Genomic DNA, 13473 nt, shown 5'->3' on the forward strand with positions numbered 1-13473 from the left:
AAAATGTCTGATTTAACGAAAAAACTATCTGGGTACAAGGTCGTGCCTGTCATCGTGATAGATAAGCCGGAAGACATTCTGCCGTTAGGGGATATTCTGGTTGAAAACGGCCTTCCTGTCGCCGAGATTACCTTTCGCTCTGCTGCTGCTGAAGGTGCCATCAAGAAGCTCCGAGACGCGCACCCGCAGATGTTAATTGGCGCAGGTACTGTACTGGATGAGACACAGGTGGTTGCCGCTAAAAACGCAGGCGTCGACTTTATCGTCTCCCCCGGTATTAACACCCGGACCATTGAGGCGTGCATTAAACACGACGTGGAGATCATTCCGGGCGTAAGCAGACCATCTGACATTGAACTAGCCCTGAACTATGGCATCCAACTGGTGAAATTCTTCCCCGCAGAAGCGGCCGGAGGAATACCTATGCTTAAGGCTCTGCTCGGGCCGTATTCAATGCTGAAGGTGATGCCTACCGGAGGGATCTCTGAGAAGAATATCCGAGATTACCTGGCACTTGAGCCTGTTGCAGCTTGTGGGGGCTCCTGGATGGTGGATAAGAAGCTGATAAATGCAGGTGACTGGAATACAATTAATACCCTGGTTAAGGATGTGGTCAAGTTGATAAAGCCGGACTAACCACTTAATTGCGAGGCTAGAGAGCCTTCTCTGTGTTGATTTAAAAGCGTTACTAATTATCAAAATGTTAGTAACGCTTTTTGCTTTAAGTAGGGCCATTTAACAAGCATGGGGCTAATATTGGAGTGCTCTCTTATCTATGTACTCTTACCTATATTTGCTTGGTGCTGTAAGTGTTCGATAAACATTGGGATCTTTTTTGCCAAGTGTTTTCTGGAAGCATAAAAGACATACAGAACTAGATCTTCAGGTTCGTACTCCAGTTCTACGACTTCCAAAGAGCCTGCATCTATTTCATTACGACAGGATTCGATTGGTAGTATCGCGAATCCCAAACCAGCTATTGCGCCTGATTTGGCAAGATGTCCGCTATTGACCTTAAATGAAGACTGTACCTTTTGGGTAATTGGCTCACCTTTAGCGTTTTTGAAAACCCAAGGAGTTCCATTTAGCGCGGTGAAGCTATTGATGCACGGAACGTGTTTTAAATCGGTAATCTGAAAAGGTCTGGGAGAGGTCTGTAGGAGTTGAGGGGATGCTACAACAGCACTTGGCCAGCGTTTAATCTCCTTAGCTACCCAATTATTGTCTTCGAGCTTTCCCCTGTGAAAGCTTAAAATGACGTCAAACCCATCAAGTAAATCCTCTTTAGGGCTGATGCTCGTATCACAACATAATGAAATTGAGGGGTGCTGGGTACAAAAAGAAACCACTGCATGGGCTAAAGCAGGCGAGTCTGGCATCAAAATTTTGAGTTGTCCCATGACTTCATGAGAATGCTGCGTCACTTCCTCAAGTGCATCACTAAGTTTGTCCAGCAATGGCTGTGTTCGCAAATAAAGGTGTTCCCCTGCATCTGTCGGAGCGATTCGGCGTGTAGTCCTGTCAAATAGTCGTGTATCCAGTCGTTCTTCCAGTAAAGCGATATGGCGACTGACATTTGATGTCGGCAAGCTTAGAAATTCCGCTGCACGTTTAAAGCTGTTGTTCTCGTATACACAATGAAAACTTTTTAGCCACTGCTGGTCAATCTTATCAAACATTTCTTTTAATCCCATATTATTGGATTATGAAACCCATAAACCGTACTTTATTACCAGAAACTGGCTTATACAATACCCCTTACTAAAGTTGTCTGGTAAAGGTGTCCCATGAGTTGGTTAGAAAAGCTATTAGATAAAAAGAATATAATCAGTACACGTAAAGCGTCGATCCCAGAAGGGGTATGGACTAAATGTCCCTCATGTGACCAGATCCTTTACCGCATGGCTATTGAAGAGAATCTTGAGGTGTGTCCGAAGTGTAATCATCATATGAGAATGTCGGCACGCCACCGCTTAGACAGCTTTCTGGATAAAGGAGAGCGAGTTGAGATTGCCAGTGAACACGAGCCACAAGATTTACTGAACTTTAAAGATCTGAGACGCTACAAGGAACGCCTTGCTATAGCCCAGAAAAGTACAGGGGAAAAGGATGCCTTAGTTGTGATGAAAGGAAAGCTACTGGGCTTACCTGTTGTTGCCTGTGCTTTCGAGTTTTCTTTTATGGCTGGCTCAATGGGTTCTGTTGTCGGCGCTCGTTTTGTCCGTGCGGTTGAGGCCGCTATTGATGCAAATTGTGGATTAGTTTGTTTTTCCGCCAGCGGTGGTGCTCGCATGCAAGAGTCTCTGATGTCGTTAATGCAAATGTCTAAAACCAGCGCAGCGTTAAATCGTTTGTCCAGTGCAGGTCTCCCTTATATATCTGTATTAACAGACCAAACATTGGGTGGTGTATCAGCAAGTCTAGCCATGCTGGGAGATATTAACATCGGTGAGCCAAAGGCAATTATCGGGTTTGCTGGGCGTCGCGTCATAGAGCAAACCGTTCGTGAGACATTGCCCGAGGGCTTTCAGCGAAGTGAGTTCCTTCTAGAGCATGGCGCTATCGACATGATTGTGGATAGACGTGAGATGCGCAAGCGAGTTGGGGGGCTAATAGCTAAGATGACTCATACCACCATTCCGCTGCAAGCATAGTTTATAGGCTCTGCAACGAAGTTGATCTAACAAAATGAATGATATTCAGTGAAATTTGCATAAATAATTTGAGCACCGCAAGGTTACGATGCTCGTTATTGTCCATTTCCTTCCTCTCAGGTACTGCGTTCAGCGGTGCCTGATTGCGTTTTGGGATACAAAAAGTTATCCATGGACAGCTAAATTAGAAAAGTCACTGACTCGCTTCTGTCCAGCTATGATTTAACGTAATTGCTCTAAGCAGTACTAACAGCCTGTCTGTACAAGTTGGTCGTGAATCATCAGCAAACGTGTAAGATCGAGTATGATTCAGTACAATTTAACTAACGGTAGTCTTCTAAATCACATATGATAGCGTCTTTGTTGTGATGAATCCGGAAGAAAAGTGATGAACATTGACCTGTCAAAATATCAGGGCCTTATTTTTGATATGGATGGTACCCTGCTTGATACCATGCCCTTTCATGTTGCTGCGTGGGAAATGACAGCAGAAGCATTCGGTATTCCCTTTGACCGGGAATGGATTCATAGTCTGGGAGGTATGCCCAGCAAGAAAATCACCATGGAGATTAACAAAAGGTTTAATCTGGAACTGGATCCGGTGACTGTATCCAGTTTTAAAATGAAAAAGTTTGCCGAGCTGGATATTCCGGGTGATGTTATTGACCACACCTACCAGGTGCTGAAATCTGCCCAGGGCAAATATAAGACTGCCATAGGCACAGGAAGTTTGCGGGAAAACGCACACAAGTTGCTTGGTAATCAGTCCTTGATCCCGCTTTTTGATGCTATTGTTACCGCATCTGATGTAAAAAATCATAAACCAAACCCGGACACTTTCCTGCTGGCTGCTGAAAAAATCGAAGTTAAGCCGTCAGACTGTGTGGTGTTTGAAGATACCGAACTGGGCAAGCAAGCCGCTCATGCTGCAGGTATGGATTGCATTATGGTGGTTGGTGAACAGTTTGAGTTTTATCCGTTACCAGCTTAGGTAACATTTGCCCAAAGTAAGAGTGAAAATGCCGTTAATCCCTGAGCGCACATGGAATTCCCATTTCTTCCGCTTTGCCATTGTTGGCGGGGTCGGTTTTGTTGTGGATTCAGCGGTATTTGCCATTCTGTTTTATCTTTTGGGTATTCCCGTCTTTTACGCACGGATCTTATCTTTTATTTGTGCTGCCACATCAACCTGGATGGGAAACCGGCTTTTTACCTTCGGTTCCCGCGACGGAAACCTGTTTCAGCAGTGGCTTAGGTTTTTCACCAGCGCCTGTATCTCGGCTATACCAAATTTCACGCTTTTCAGCGGAATTATCTTTGTTTTTGGCGAGCAGGGGTTAATTCCCTATATAGCCCTTGTTTTCGGCACTTTGGCCGGGATGTTTTCCAACTTTTTCCTGGCAAAGAAGTGGGTTTTTGCCAGGAAAAATGACGCTTCGTGAGCCAGATCTGCCATTCTAACCTTCTGATATGCTAAGTATTATGAAAAGACGCGACGGAAGGAAAGCCTATGGCACATAACACGATTAAGGGAAATTACGAAAAGCTAACGGAACGACTTAATAAGTTTCCTCAGGGAGTTCCTCCCAGCGAAACGCTTTTTAAGATCCTTAATGTGATGTTTAGTGAAGAGGAAGCCCGTCTGGTTTCGCTGCTTCCTATCAAACCCTTCACCGTTGAGACGGCTGCAACTGCCTGGGGGCAGGATCTGGAAAAAACGGCAGAACAGCTGAATATCCTCGCCTCCAGAGCTTTGCTGTTGGATCTGGAAGACGAAAATGGCTCTCAAACCTATGTGCTGCCACCTCCCATGGCCGGCTTTTTCGAATTCTCACTGATGCGTACCGGCGGCGAGCTGGATCAGAAGGTTCTGAGCGAGCTGTTCCACCAATATATCAATGTGGAAGATGAATTTGTCACCCATCTTTTTGGCACCGGAGAGACCACTCTGGGGCGTGCCTTTGTGAATGAAAAGGTGTTAAGCGAAGATAATGCTCTGCATGTGCTGGACTATGAACGCGCCAGCGAGGTTATCAAAACCGCCAGTCACATTGGCGTGGGCATGTGTTACTGTCGGCATAAGAAAGAGCATGTTGGTGAAGCCTGTGATGCACCAATGGATATCTGCATGACCTTCAACAATACTGCAAGGTCATTGATTAAGCATGGCTACGCGCGTCAGATCACAGAAGAGGAGTGTCTGGATCTTCTGGATGAGGCCTACAAGCATAATCTTGTCCAGTTTGGCGAAAATATTCAGAACAATGTTAACTTTATCTGTAACTGCTGTAGTTGCTGCTGCGAAGCGCTGGTGGCAGCCAGAAGAGTGGGGGCTACCCAGGCGATTCACACCACCAATTTTCTACCGGTGATCGACTTCGATAACTGCAACGGTTGCGGTAAATGTGTTGAGGTATGCCCGGTAGATGCCATGACTCTGGCCTCAAAACACGACTCAAAACATAAACGGGCCAAGGTTGCTCTGCTGGATGAGGATACCTGTCTGGGCTGCGGTGTCTGTGCACGGGTGTGTACCAAAGATGGAATCAGCTTCAAGTCGAGGGAGAAGCGGGTGATTACGCCCGTTGATTCCACACACAAGGCGGTACTGATGGCGATTGAACGCGGCCAGCTGCACAATCTGATTTTTGATAATCAGGCACATCTGAACCACAGGGTTATGGCGGCGATACTGGGGGTGATTTTAAAACTGCCACCGATTAAACAGGCACTGGCCAGTGAGCAGTTTAAGTCCAAATATCTGGTTTCACTGCTAAAACGGTATGACGAGAAGAGTGCAGAAGTTTAAAGTTTTTTTCATGAACGCCTTATCTTTGGCTATTATTAAAACTGGCTGTTATCGTTATCCAAGCTTTTGAATCGATAGCTTTTGTAAATTTGCCGGAGAGTCCGATTCTATGGAAAATAATATAGGTTCTATTGCAGAGCGGAGATTAGCTAAATTTCTAAAATATGTCTGCATTGGACCTATGCTTATTTTTCCTCCGGTGATAGTACTTAACTGTATTAAGGGAGCATATCTGTTAGCCGGGGTTGAAGTGGCTATGTTGATTATTTTTGCTCTGTTTCTGTTTTTTATCTCTAAGCCTGACTTTCTGATCCCAAGACTTAAGTTATTGAATGTCGCTGCAATAACCATTATGTCTGCCATAGTCGTCCTTCACGTATCCGCACTTTTCTTACCGACACATAATACTATCTTCAGCCATTCAGCATTGGTCATTATGTTGAGCTTCCTGATACTCGGCAGGCGAAGAGGAACGCCTGTTGCCATATTAGTGACGGTTGCTGCGCTGTCTGCATCTACTTATAAATACGCAAACGGGATTAGTGAACTTTCAATATCAGCGTTGGCGAATATTTTTATACTGGTTATTATCACTTTTGTTGTCAGTTATTTTAATGAATCAACAAGAGCTGAATATGAAGCGGCTCTGCTGGAGAAAAATAAAGAGCTGGAGCTTCTTTCAAAAACAGATGGATTAACTCAGCTGTTTAACCGGCGCTACTTTGACCAGAATCTGGCGAACGAATGGAGCAGGCTACAACGTAATGAACTTCCATTGTCTGTTATCCTGTGTGATATCGATCATTTTAAGCTGTTTAATGATTCGGGAGGGCATCTTGCAGGTGACCACTGTATTCAGCAGATTGCTTTATGTTTGAAAAGCCTTGGCAGACGCAGCTCTGATATCGTCGCTCGTTATGGTGGCGAAGAGTTTGTTATTCTTTTACCGCAAACCGGCTCTGAAGATGCTCAGCAACTGGCCGGAAAAATAATGGAAGGCATTGGAGAACTTGCGATTCCTCACCCTGCTTATCGGGGAAAACCGGTCACCATTAGTGTTGGGGTAAGTACCATTATCCCAAGTCAGGAGCTCAGCCCGGATTCGATCGTATCTTTGGCGGATAAAGCCCTTTATGAGAGTAAAAATAAGGGTAAAAACCGGATAACGGTAAAGAATCAGCTCGACTTCTTTCATGCAACTACCTGATTAGCTAAATAACCTCAGCTTGGGATAAGCGATACTTCTCAGCTTTTCTATCTTCTAAATGGAAAAACGGCACCGTTTTTTAAGGTGCCGAAGTTGAAAGGTGCTGGTTAATATTGATATTAAAAATCTATCCGCTGCTCAGTCTCTCCATCAAAATAAACGGCTCTGGACAGGTCAAAGTTAAGTGAGGCAACCTCTCCGATTTCCGCCTCAAACTCAGGGGATAGACGGCAGGCGACTTCCTGATCGTTTACTTTCACCATGGCAATAATATCCGGGCCGGTCGGTTCCATTACTTCCAATTTCAGATCCAGTCTGGTGGAAGCGCTGACATCTTCGCTGTCGGTGTCTGTGATATGTTCCGGGCGCAAACCTATCACTATTTTCTTGCCATCTTGTCCCCGCATAGCCTGAGGAAGTCGGATTAGGTGCTCTTCGTCACTGCTGCCTTTTACCCTGATCACCGGGTTGTCTTCGTCATCAAGACCTACTCTGGTGTCAATAAAGTTCATGGAAGGCGAGCCCATAAAACCGGCAACAAACATATTGTTTGGCTGATTGTAGATCTCCTTTGGCGTTCCCAGTTGTTGCAATACACCGTCTTTCATAACCGCTATCCTGTCTGCCAGTGTCATGGCTTCGATCTGATCGTGGGTTACATAAACAATGGTGGTTTTTAACTGTTGGTGAAGGCGTTTAATCTGGTGGCGCATTTCAACCCGCAGTTTTGCATCCAGGTTAGAAAGAGGCTCGTCGAACAAGTACAGCTTTGGCCGACGAGCCAAGGCGCGTCCCATCGCAACGCGCTGTCTCTGCCCCCCAGAGAGTTGTGATGGTTTGCGATCAAGAAGCTGGTCTATCTGCAGCATTTCAGCAACGCGTTTTACTTCTGCATCGATTTCCTGCTGCGGCATCTTCCTGATCTTCAAACCAAATGCGATATTACCTTCAACCGTCATATTGGGATAAAGGGCGTAGGACTGAAATACCATGGCAATATCCCGGTCCTTAGGCTCGACATTTGAAACATCTACGCCATCAATAACAATTTCTCCCGAGTCGATATCTTCCAGACCGGCAATGGTATTCATCAGGGTGGATTTACCACAACCTGACGGGCCGACCAGAATCAGGAACTCACCGGAGTCTATGCTGATATCTATGCCCTTAAGGGTTTCTACTTCCGCGTTTCGGTAGGTTTTGCGGATCTGTTTTAAATCAAGTGTTGCCATTTTATTATCCTTTTACTGATCCCGCGGTTAAACCACGAACGAAGTATTTCCCTGCCAGCACATAAACCACCAGAGTCGGCAGTGCCGCAATGATGGCGGCTGCCATATCAACGTTGTATTCCTTCACGCCGGTACTGGTGTTGACCAGATTGTTCAGCGCTACCGTAATTGGCTGCGTTTCAGAGCCGGAATAGACCACTCCGAACAGGAAGTCGTTCCAGATGGAAGTGAACTGCCAGATCACGGTGACCATAATGATTGGTGTTGACAGAGGCAGCATAATCTTAAAGAAAATAGTAAAGAAGCCTGCGCCGTCCAGCTTTGCGGCTTTTACCAGTTCATCGGGGATGCCCACATAAAAGTTTCTGAAAAACAGCGTAGTAAATGCCAGCCCGTAGATAACGTGTACCGCAACCAGTCCGGCAGTGGTGTTGGCCAGACCAAGCTTGCCAAGGGTGGATGCCATCGGCAGAAGAATCACCTGGAACGGAATAAAGCAGCCAAACAGCATGGCACTGAAGAAGAAGTTCGAACCTCTGAACTGCCACTTGCTGATGATATAGCCGTTAAAGGCACCAAGCAGGGTGGATATAGCCACTGCAGGAATTACCATCTGGAATGAGTTCCAGAAGTAGCCGTTAACCCCTTCACATTTCACACCGGTACAGGCCGATGACCAGGCTTTCGCCCAGGCATCAAATACCCACTCGGAGGGAAGTGATAACAGGTTACCCGCTTTAATGTCCGGCAGGGATTTAAATGAGGTGGTGATCATCACAAACAGCGGCATCATATAGACAAGGCAGAAGAAGATAAGCACCACATAGATAAAGGCTCTCGCCAGGGTAAACTTGGTATTCATGATTTCTTCTCCCTGAGTTCTGAATAGAGATAAGGCACCAGAATTGCCAGAATACCGGCCAGCATCATCATTGCACTGGCTGCACCAAGACCGATTTGTCCACGGGTAAATGAGTGAGCGTACATAAAGAGCGCAGGCAGGTCGGATGCATAGCCAGGCCCACCGGCGGTTAATGCGGTCACCAGGTCAAAGCTCTTGATTGCGATATGAGAGGTGATAATTACCGCACTGAAAAACACCGGTCTCAGGCAGGGCAGAATAATTCTGAGATAGATGGTTGGCAGGTTTGCGCCATCGATCTGTGCAGCGCGGATAATGGAGTTATCTATGCCACGCAGTCCGGCAAGGAACATGGCCATTACAAAGCCCGACGACTGCCAGACAGCGGCAATGACTAAGGTATACACCGCCATTTCCGAGTTAACCAGCCAGTCAAATTTAAAGTCGGCATACCCCCAGTCATGCATCAGCTTCTCGATGCCCAGGCCTGGGTTAAGAATCCATTTCCACGCAGTACCGGTAACGATAAAAGAGAGCGCCATAGGGTAGAGGTAAATGGTTCTGATTGCGCCTTCCTGCCTGATGTTCTGATCCAGCAAGATGGCTAAGCTGACGCCAAGAACAATGGCAAGCAGCATAAACAGCAGGCCGAATATGCCGAGGTTGACGATAGATGTTATCCAGCGGTCATTATCCATCAGCTTTTCATACTGAATCGTACCGACAAACTTATAGCTGGGAAGGAAACGGGAGTTGGTCAGTGAAAGAAAGGCTGTCCATATGATGTATCCGTAGATACAGACCAGCACCACAACCATGGTCGGGGCCAGAACGATTTTGGGCAGCCAGTGCTGAAGTCGGTCACCAAAGCTTCGCTGAGGTGCTGATTTTATATTTGGAGAATTCAAAGCACGCTCCATTACTGCAAAGAGTACAATCCGGGGGAAAGAAAAGTCCTCCCCCAATGTTTATGAGGGAGGAGTGCTTCTGATTACATTGCTGCTTTTACAGCTTTTGCCAGTTTTTTGGCTGCTTGTTTTGGATCGGCATTTGGATCATTAAAGAAGTTGGTAATCACGTCGTACATTGCGCCCTGAGCATAGCTAGTGGTAGACATACCGTGAGCCATACTTGGTACAAGATCGCCGCTCTTAGCGGTTGCTTTAAATGCATCCATAGAGTCCACTGCACAGCTGTCGAACTTAGACATATCTGAATCCAGGCGTACAGGAATCGAACCTTTGTTCAGGTTAAACACTTCCTGGAACTCAGGAGTCAGGATAGTTGCAGCCAGTGCTTTCTGTGCTTTCTGGTTTTCGCCGTCCTGTAACTGGAAGAAGGCAAAGCTGTCCACGTTATGAGTGAACTGGCCGGATGTGCCCGGAGCAGGAACACAGAGGTAGTCCTTACCTGCAACTTTACCGGCAGCAGTGAATTCACCTTTGGCCCAGTCGCCCATGATTTGCATGGCCGCCTCACCCTTGATAACCATGGAAGTGGCGATATTCCAGTCACGTCCTGGAGAGTTTTTATCTATGTAGTTGTGCATTTTCTTAAAGATGCGGAAGGCTTCAGCCATTTTAGCGCCGCCCAGCGTATCCATATCCAGGTCAACAAATGCTTTTCTATAACCTTCAGTACCCAGAACATCCAGCGCTACAGCTTCAAATACAGTGGCATCCTGCCATGCTTGACCACCGTGAGCTAAAGGAATAATACCGGCCGCTTTTAGCTTGTCGGCAACCATAAAGAATTCATCGATTGTGGTCGGAACTTTCACGCCAACTTTCTGGAATACATCGCGGTTAGCCCACAGCCAGTTTACTCTGTGCACATTCACAGGAACGGCTACGTAGTTACCGTCATATTTCATGATGTCTGTCACCAGAGAAGGTACTTTTTCATCCCACATATTCTTTTTGGCAACATCATCCAGGTTTGCCAGGAAGCCTAAGTCAGCCCACTCCTGGATATCATGGCCTTTGATCTGCGCAGCCGCTGGAGGGTTTCCTGATACTGCTCGTGTTTTTAGTACCGTCATTGCACTGGTACCTGAACCACCTGCTACAGCAAAATCTTTCCAGCTATGGCCCTGTGCTTCAAGCATGTCTTTTAGTGCTGCAACGGACTTAGCTTCACCGCCGGAAGTCCACCAGTGAAGTACTTCAACTTCACCAGCTGTTGCAAAAGGGGCTGCAGAGATTAGGGAAAGAGCTAACAGAGATTTTTTTATATTCATCTTTCTCGTCCTTGGTTATATCCATCCAGGCGAGTAGGGAGGAGCGAGTTGCCGGAATAGATATGAATGATTATTGGATTAGCGGATAAAACTACCCGTTCGAGTTAAGAATACGCTTCTGAAAATTTAAGATTGAAACAAAGGTTAAGCGCAATGTAACCAAGTCGTTACATTATGCGGTGAGGTTACGTGGAATAAGGACTTCAGCGCACAGACCGCCAACTTCAGAGTTTCTTAAAATGAGATCTCCGCCGTGTGCATGCAGAATATTGCGGCAGATCCCCAGCCCCAAACCATGGCCTTCTTTGTCTTTACTCAGGCGAAAGTAGGGCTCAAATACGGCTTCAAGCTTGTCTTCGGGGATGCCTTGGCCCTGATCTTCAATAAGCAGCAGCAGTCCTTTTTCTGTCTCCTTTGGCACAACAACAACCCGGTAACCATATTTCACGCCATTATCGATTAAATTGGTCAGCACACGTTTAATGGCGAGCGGCTTTGCTATGATGGGCTTGATCTTAATATCCGGGATAAGTACCCGTTGTGTCTGTTGATTATAGGATTCGGCAATGTTTCTTAGCAGAGACTTGATATCGATAATCATATTGTTTTCATGAATATCAGTATCTTTTACGGCCTGCAGTGCGCCTTTTACCATGATTTCAAGGTCATCTAAGTCGGTGGAGAATTTCTCCCGCTCATCATCATCTTCCAGCAGTTCTGTACGCAGGCGAAGCCGTGTAATCGGCGTTTTTAAATCGTGGGAGATAGCAGAAAACAGGGTTTCCCTGTCCGAGACATATCTTAAAATGCGCTTTTGCATCCGGTTAAATGCGCGGGTGGCCCGGACAATCTCTGAAGCGCCTTCCTCTTCAAGTTCCGGCTGCTTTTCATCCATACTCATCTTGTTTGCTGCATTGGCAAGGTTTTTCAGAGGCCGGACCTGGCGGCGAATCAGCATAAAAGTCAGAACCAATAAAATGGATGTAGTGAGGAACAGGAAGATAATCTGGTCGGTACTTAATATGGTGTCATCCAGCATAACGTAAGGATGGGGCAGTAGCGCCGCGATATAGATCCACTCATCGGGGGTTAATTCAATTTGAACCACCAGTATCGGCGGATTCAGAGGTTCCAGCGTCAGTGTATAGTGAGCCCATGACCTGGGTAAGTCACTAAGGTAGATATCGTTTTTTAACACCCTGAGTCGGTCAGGTTTGGAAAACTCTACGGCAATGGTGCCCACATTAGTCAGCTTTTTATTAAGAACTTCCTGAATTGATGAGATGGCGACCTGCTCCAGATCGCTATCCTTGACAGGGTCAATATCCAGACGTTGTTTATTGAAGGAGACAAAGAAACGCGTGCCTCCCATATCTCTCACCTGATCAAGAATAATATGCCGGTACTCAATGGGCAGAGACTGAAAAAAGTGAACTGTAGAGGCAAACATACCCGCCATGCTGGCAGAGGTAGAAGCGATGCCTTCTATCTCTTTCTGCTTTGTCTGACTGTACCAGATACCCGTGGCAATGCCCTGTGCTAAAACCACGGTGATCAGTATCAGCCAGAGAGTACGGGCAACCAGTGAACGGGGTGAAAACAGGCGTTTCATTAGTGCTCGAAACTCACTTCCGCGGTAAAGATATAGCCATTACCACGCATGGTTTTTATGTATTGCGGATATTTACCGTTGTCGCCCAGTCTTTGTCTGAGGCGGCTTAACTGAACGTCGATGCCACGTTCAAAAGGTAAGGCTTCCCGTCCTCTTGTGGCGCAGGAAATGGTATCCCTGTCCAGTATTTCGTTAGGGCGGGACAGAAACAGCATTAGGAGGGAAAAGTCACTGCCCGACAGTTCAAACTGCTCGTTGGTCTCAAGGTTAATCAGGGCGTGGGCAAGCGTATCCAGATGCCAGACACCAAAGCGGATGGATTTAGGAATGCTGTCGCCTGCGGAGCTCTCTTCTTTATGTGTTCTTCTCAGAACGGCTTTGATTCTTGCGACCAACTGGCGTGGATTAAAAGGTTTAGCGATATAATCATCGGCACCGATTTCAAGGCCAATGATCTGGTCGGTGACATCGGAAACTGCGGTGAGCATTATGATTGGCACATCTGACTCTTTGCGGGTTTTCTGGCAAAGGGTAAAGCCATCATCGCCGGGCAGCATAATATCGAGCAGGATCAGGGTAGGGTATCCGTTTTCACGGATGTGCGCTTCCATCGCTTCGCCATCTTCTGCGACCGAAACCTTAAATCCGACTTTAGACAGGTATCTATCCAAAAGAGACCGAATTTCATGGTCATCGTCCACAACGAGGATATGCACCTGCTCTTTCATTGAATTTCCCAACTAATTGATAACAACCTGAGATCATTTTATACAAATGTGCTGCTGAGAAACCGGGAAGGGGCCGAAAGTTTGAACTTTATTAATAAGATTGGTTAACTATTTGATCTGCTTCACTTGT

General features: G+C 46.4%; 13 protein-coding genes. 6 read left to right on the forward strand and 7 right to left on the reverse strand.

What is annotated here, in order from left to right; genetic code table 11:
* The first annotated feature begins 3 nt into the window (after window positions 1–3).
* Complete coding sequence (locus L3Q72_RS15280; protein ID WP_275133025.1) at window positions 4–636, forward strand: bifunctional 4-hydroxy-2-oxoglutarate aldolase/2-dehydro-3-deoxy-phosphogluconate aldolase; 633 nt, start codon at window positions 4–6, stop codon at window positions 634–636.
* A 137-nt stretch (window positions 637–773) separates the two neighbouring features.
* On the opposite strand, the gene L3Q72_RS15285 is transcribed toward L3Q72_RS15280, so the two are convergent.
* Window positions 774–1679, reverse strand: a complete 906-nt coding sequence (locus L3Q72_RS15285) for a LysR family transcriptional regulator (RefSeq protein ID WP_275133026.1) — start codon at window positions 1677–1679, stop codon at window positions 774–776.
* Window positions 1680–1787: 108 nt separating this feature from the next.
* Between L3Q72_RS15285 and accD the strand changes: the two genes are divergently transcribed.
* The 5 genes from accD (at window position 1788) to L3Q72_RS15310 (ending at window position 6670) form a co-directional block, all read left to right on the forward strand.
* Window positions 1788–2654, forward strand: coding sequence for an acetyl-CoA carboxylase, carboxyltransferase subunit beta (accD, locus tag L3Q72_RS15290; protein ID WP_275133027.1), 867 nt, complete (start codon window positions 1788–1790; stop codon window positions 2652–2654).
* Between the two features lie 388 nt (window positions 2655–3042).
* Window positions 3043–3645, forward strand: a complete 603-nt coding sequence (locus L3Q72_RS15295; RefSeq protein WP_275133028.1) for a beta-phosphoglucomutase family hydrolase — start codon at window positions 3043–3045, stop codon at window positions 3643–3645.
* Between the two features lie 28 nt (window positions 3646–3673).
* On the forward strand, window positions 3674–4096 hold the full coding sequence (locus L3Q72_RS15300; RefSeq protein ID WP_275133029.1) for a GtrA family protein: 423 nt from the start codon (window positions 3674–3676) through the stop codon (window positions 4094–4096).
* Between the two features lie 68 nt (window positions 4097–4164).
* Window positions 4165–5463, forward strand: coding sequence for a 4Fe-4S binding protein (locus L3Q72_RS15305; RefSeq protein ID WP_275133030.1), 1299 nt, complete (start codon window positions 4165–4167; stop codon window positions 5461–5463).
* A gap of 109 nt (window positions 5464–5572) precedes the next feature.
* Complete coding sequence (locus L3Q72_RS15310; protein ID WP_275133031.1) at window positions 5573–6670, forward strand: diguanylate cyclase; 1098 nt, start codon at window positions 5573–5575, stop codon at window positions 6668–6670.
* Between the two features lie 119 nt (window positions 6671–6789).
* Here L3Q72_RS15310 and ugpC read toward each other — a convergent pair whose 3' ends face one another.
* From ugpC to L3Q72_RS15340, 6 genes are all read right to left on the reverse strand, one after another.
* Window positions 6790–7902 (reverse strand): sn-glycerol-3-phosphate ABC transporter ATP-binding protein UgpC, encoded by a 1113-nt coding sequence (gene ugpC, locus L3Q72_RS15315; protein WP_275133032.1) that lies wholly within the window; start codon window positions 7900–7902, stop codon window positions 6790–6792.
* Window positions 7903–7906: 4 nt separating this feature from the next.
* Complete coding sequence (locus L3Q72_RS15320) at window positions 7907–8764, reverse strand: carbohydrate ABC transporter permease (protein ID WP_275133033.1); 858 nt, start codon at window positions 8762–8764, stop codon at window positions 7907–7909.
* Complete coding sequence (locus tag L3Q72_RS15325; protein WP_275133034.1) at window positions 8761–9684, reverse strand: sugar ABC transporter permease; 924 nt, start codon at window positions 9682–9684, stop codon at window positions 8761–8763. Before L3Q72_RS15325 ends, L3Q72_RS15320 begins: the two co-directional genes overlap by 4 nt.
* Before the next feature lie 71 nt (window positions 9685–9755).
* Entirely contained in the window at window positions 9756–11003 is a 1248-nt protein-coding gene (locus L3Q72_RS15330) for an ABC transporter substrate-binding protein (protein ID WP_275133035.1), read from the reverse strand.
* A gap of 172 nt (window positions 11004–11175) precedes the next feature.
* On the reverse strand, window positions 11176–12615 hold the full coding sequence (locus L3Q72_RS15335; protein ID WP_275133036.1) for an ATP-binding protein: 1440 nt from the start codon (window positions 12613–12615) through the stop codon (window positions 11176–11178).
* Complete coding sequence (locus tag L3Q72_RS15340; RefSeq protein WP_275133037.1) at window positions 12615–13343, reverse strand: response regulator; 729 nt, start codon at window positions 13341–13343, stop codon at window positions 12615–12617. The genes L3Q72_RS15335 and L3Q72_RS15340 overlap by 1 nt, the downstream gene beginning before the upstream one ends.
* Window positions 13344–13473: the final 130 nt, after the last annotated feature.

Source organism: Vibrio sp. JC009, from assembly GCF_029016485.1.
Classification (GTDB): domain Bacteria; phylum Pseudomonadota; class Gammaproteobacteria; order Enterobacterales; family Vibrionaceae; genus Vibrio.

What these genes read in the sequence shown, in the direction of transcription:
- L3Q72_RS15325 (WP_275133034.1), bottom strand. Translation starts at nt 9,684, where the DNA reads ATGGAGCGTGCTTTGAATTCTCCAAATATAAAATCAGCACCTCAGCGA.
- L3Q72_RS15305 (WP_275133030.1), top strand. Translation starts at nt 4,165, where the DNA reads ATGGCACATAACACGATTAAGGGAAATTACGAAAAGCTAACGGAACGA.
- accD (WP_275133027.1), top strand. Translation starts at nt 1,788, where the DNA reads ATGAGTTGGTTAGAAAAGCTATTAGATAAAAAGAATATAATCAGTACA.
- L3Q72_RS15280 (WP_275133025.1), top strand. Translation starts at nt 4, where the DNA reads ATGTCTGATTTAACGAAAAAACTATCTGGGTACAAGGTCGTGCCTGTC.
- L3Q72_RS15320 (WP_275133033.1), bottom strand. Translation starts at nt 8,764, where the DNA reads ATGAATACCAAGTTTACCCTGGCGAGAGCCTTTATCTATGTGGTGCTT.
- ugpC (WP_275133032.1), bottom strand. Translation starts at nt 7,902, where the DNA reads ATGGCAACACTTGATTTAAAACAGATCCGCAAAACCTACCGAAACGCG.
- L3Q72_RS15340 (WP_275133037.1), bottom strand. Translation starts at nt 13,343, where the DNA reads ATGAAAGAGCAGGTGCATATCCTCGTTGTGGACGATGACCATGAAATT.
- L3Q72_RS15285 (WP_275133026.1), bottom strand. Translation starts at nt 1,679, where the DNA reads ATGTTTGATAAGATTGACCAGCAGTGGCTAAAAAGTTTTCATTGTGTA.
- L3Q72_RS15310 (WP_275133031.1), top strand. Translation starts at nt 5,573, where the DNA reads ATGGAAAATAATATAGGTTCTATTGCAGAGCGGAGATTAGCTAAATTT.
- L3Q72_RS15295 (WP_275133028.1), top strand. Translation starts at nt 3,043, where the DNA reads ATGAACATTGACCTGTCAAAATATCAGGGCCTTATTTTTGATATGGAT.
- L3Q72_RS15335 (WP_275133036.1), bottom strand. Translation starts at nt 12,615, where the DNA reads ATGAAACGCCTGTTTTCACCCCGTTCACTGGTTGCCCGTACTCTCTGG.
- L3Q72_RS15330 (WP_275133035.1), bottom strand. Translation starts at nt 11,003, where the DNA reads ATGAATATAAAAAAATCTCTGTTAGCTCTTTCCCTAATCTCTGCAGCC.
- L3Q72_RS15300 (WP_275133029.1), top strand. Translation starts at nt 3,674, where the DNA reads ATGCCGTTAATCCCTGAGCGCACATGGAATTCCCATTTCTTCCGCTTT.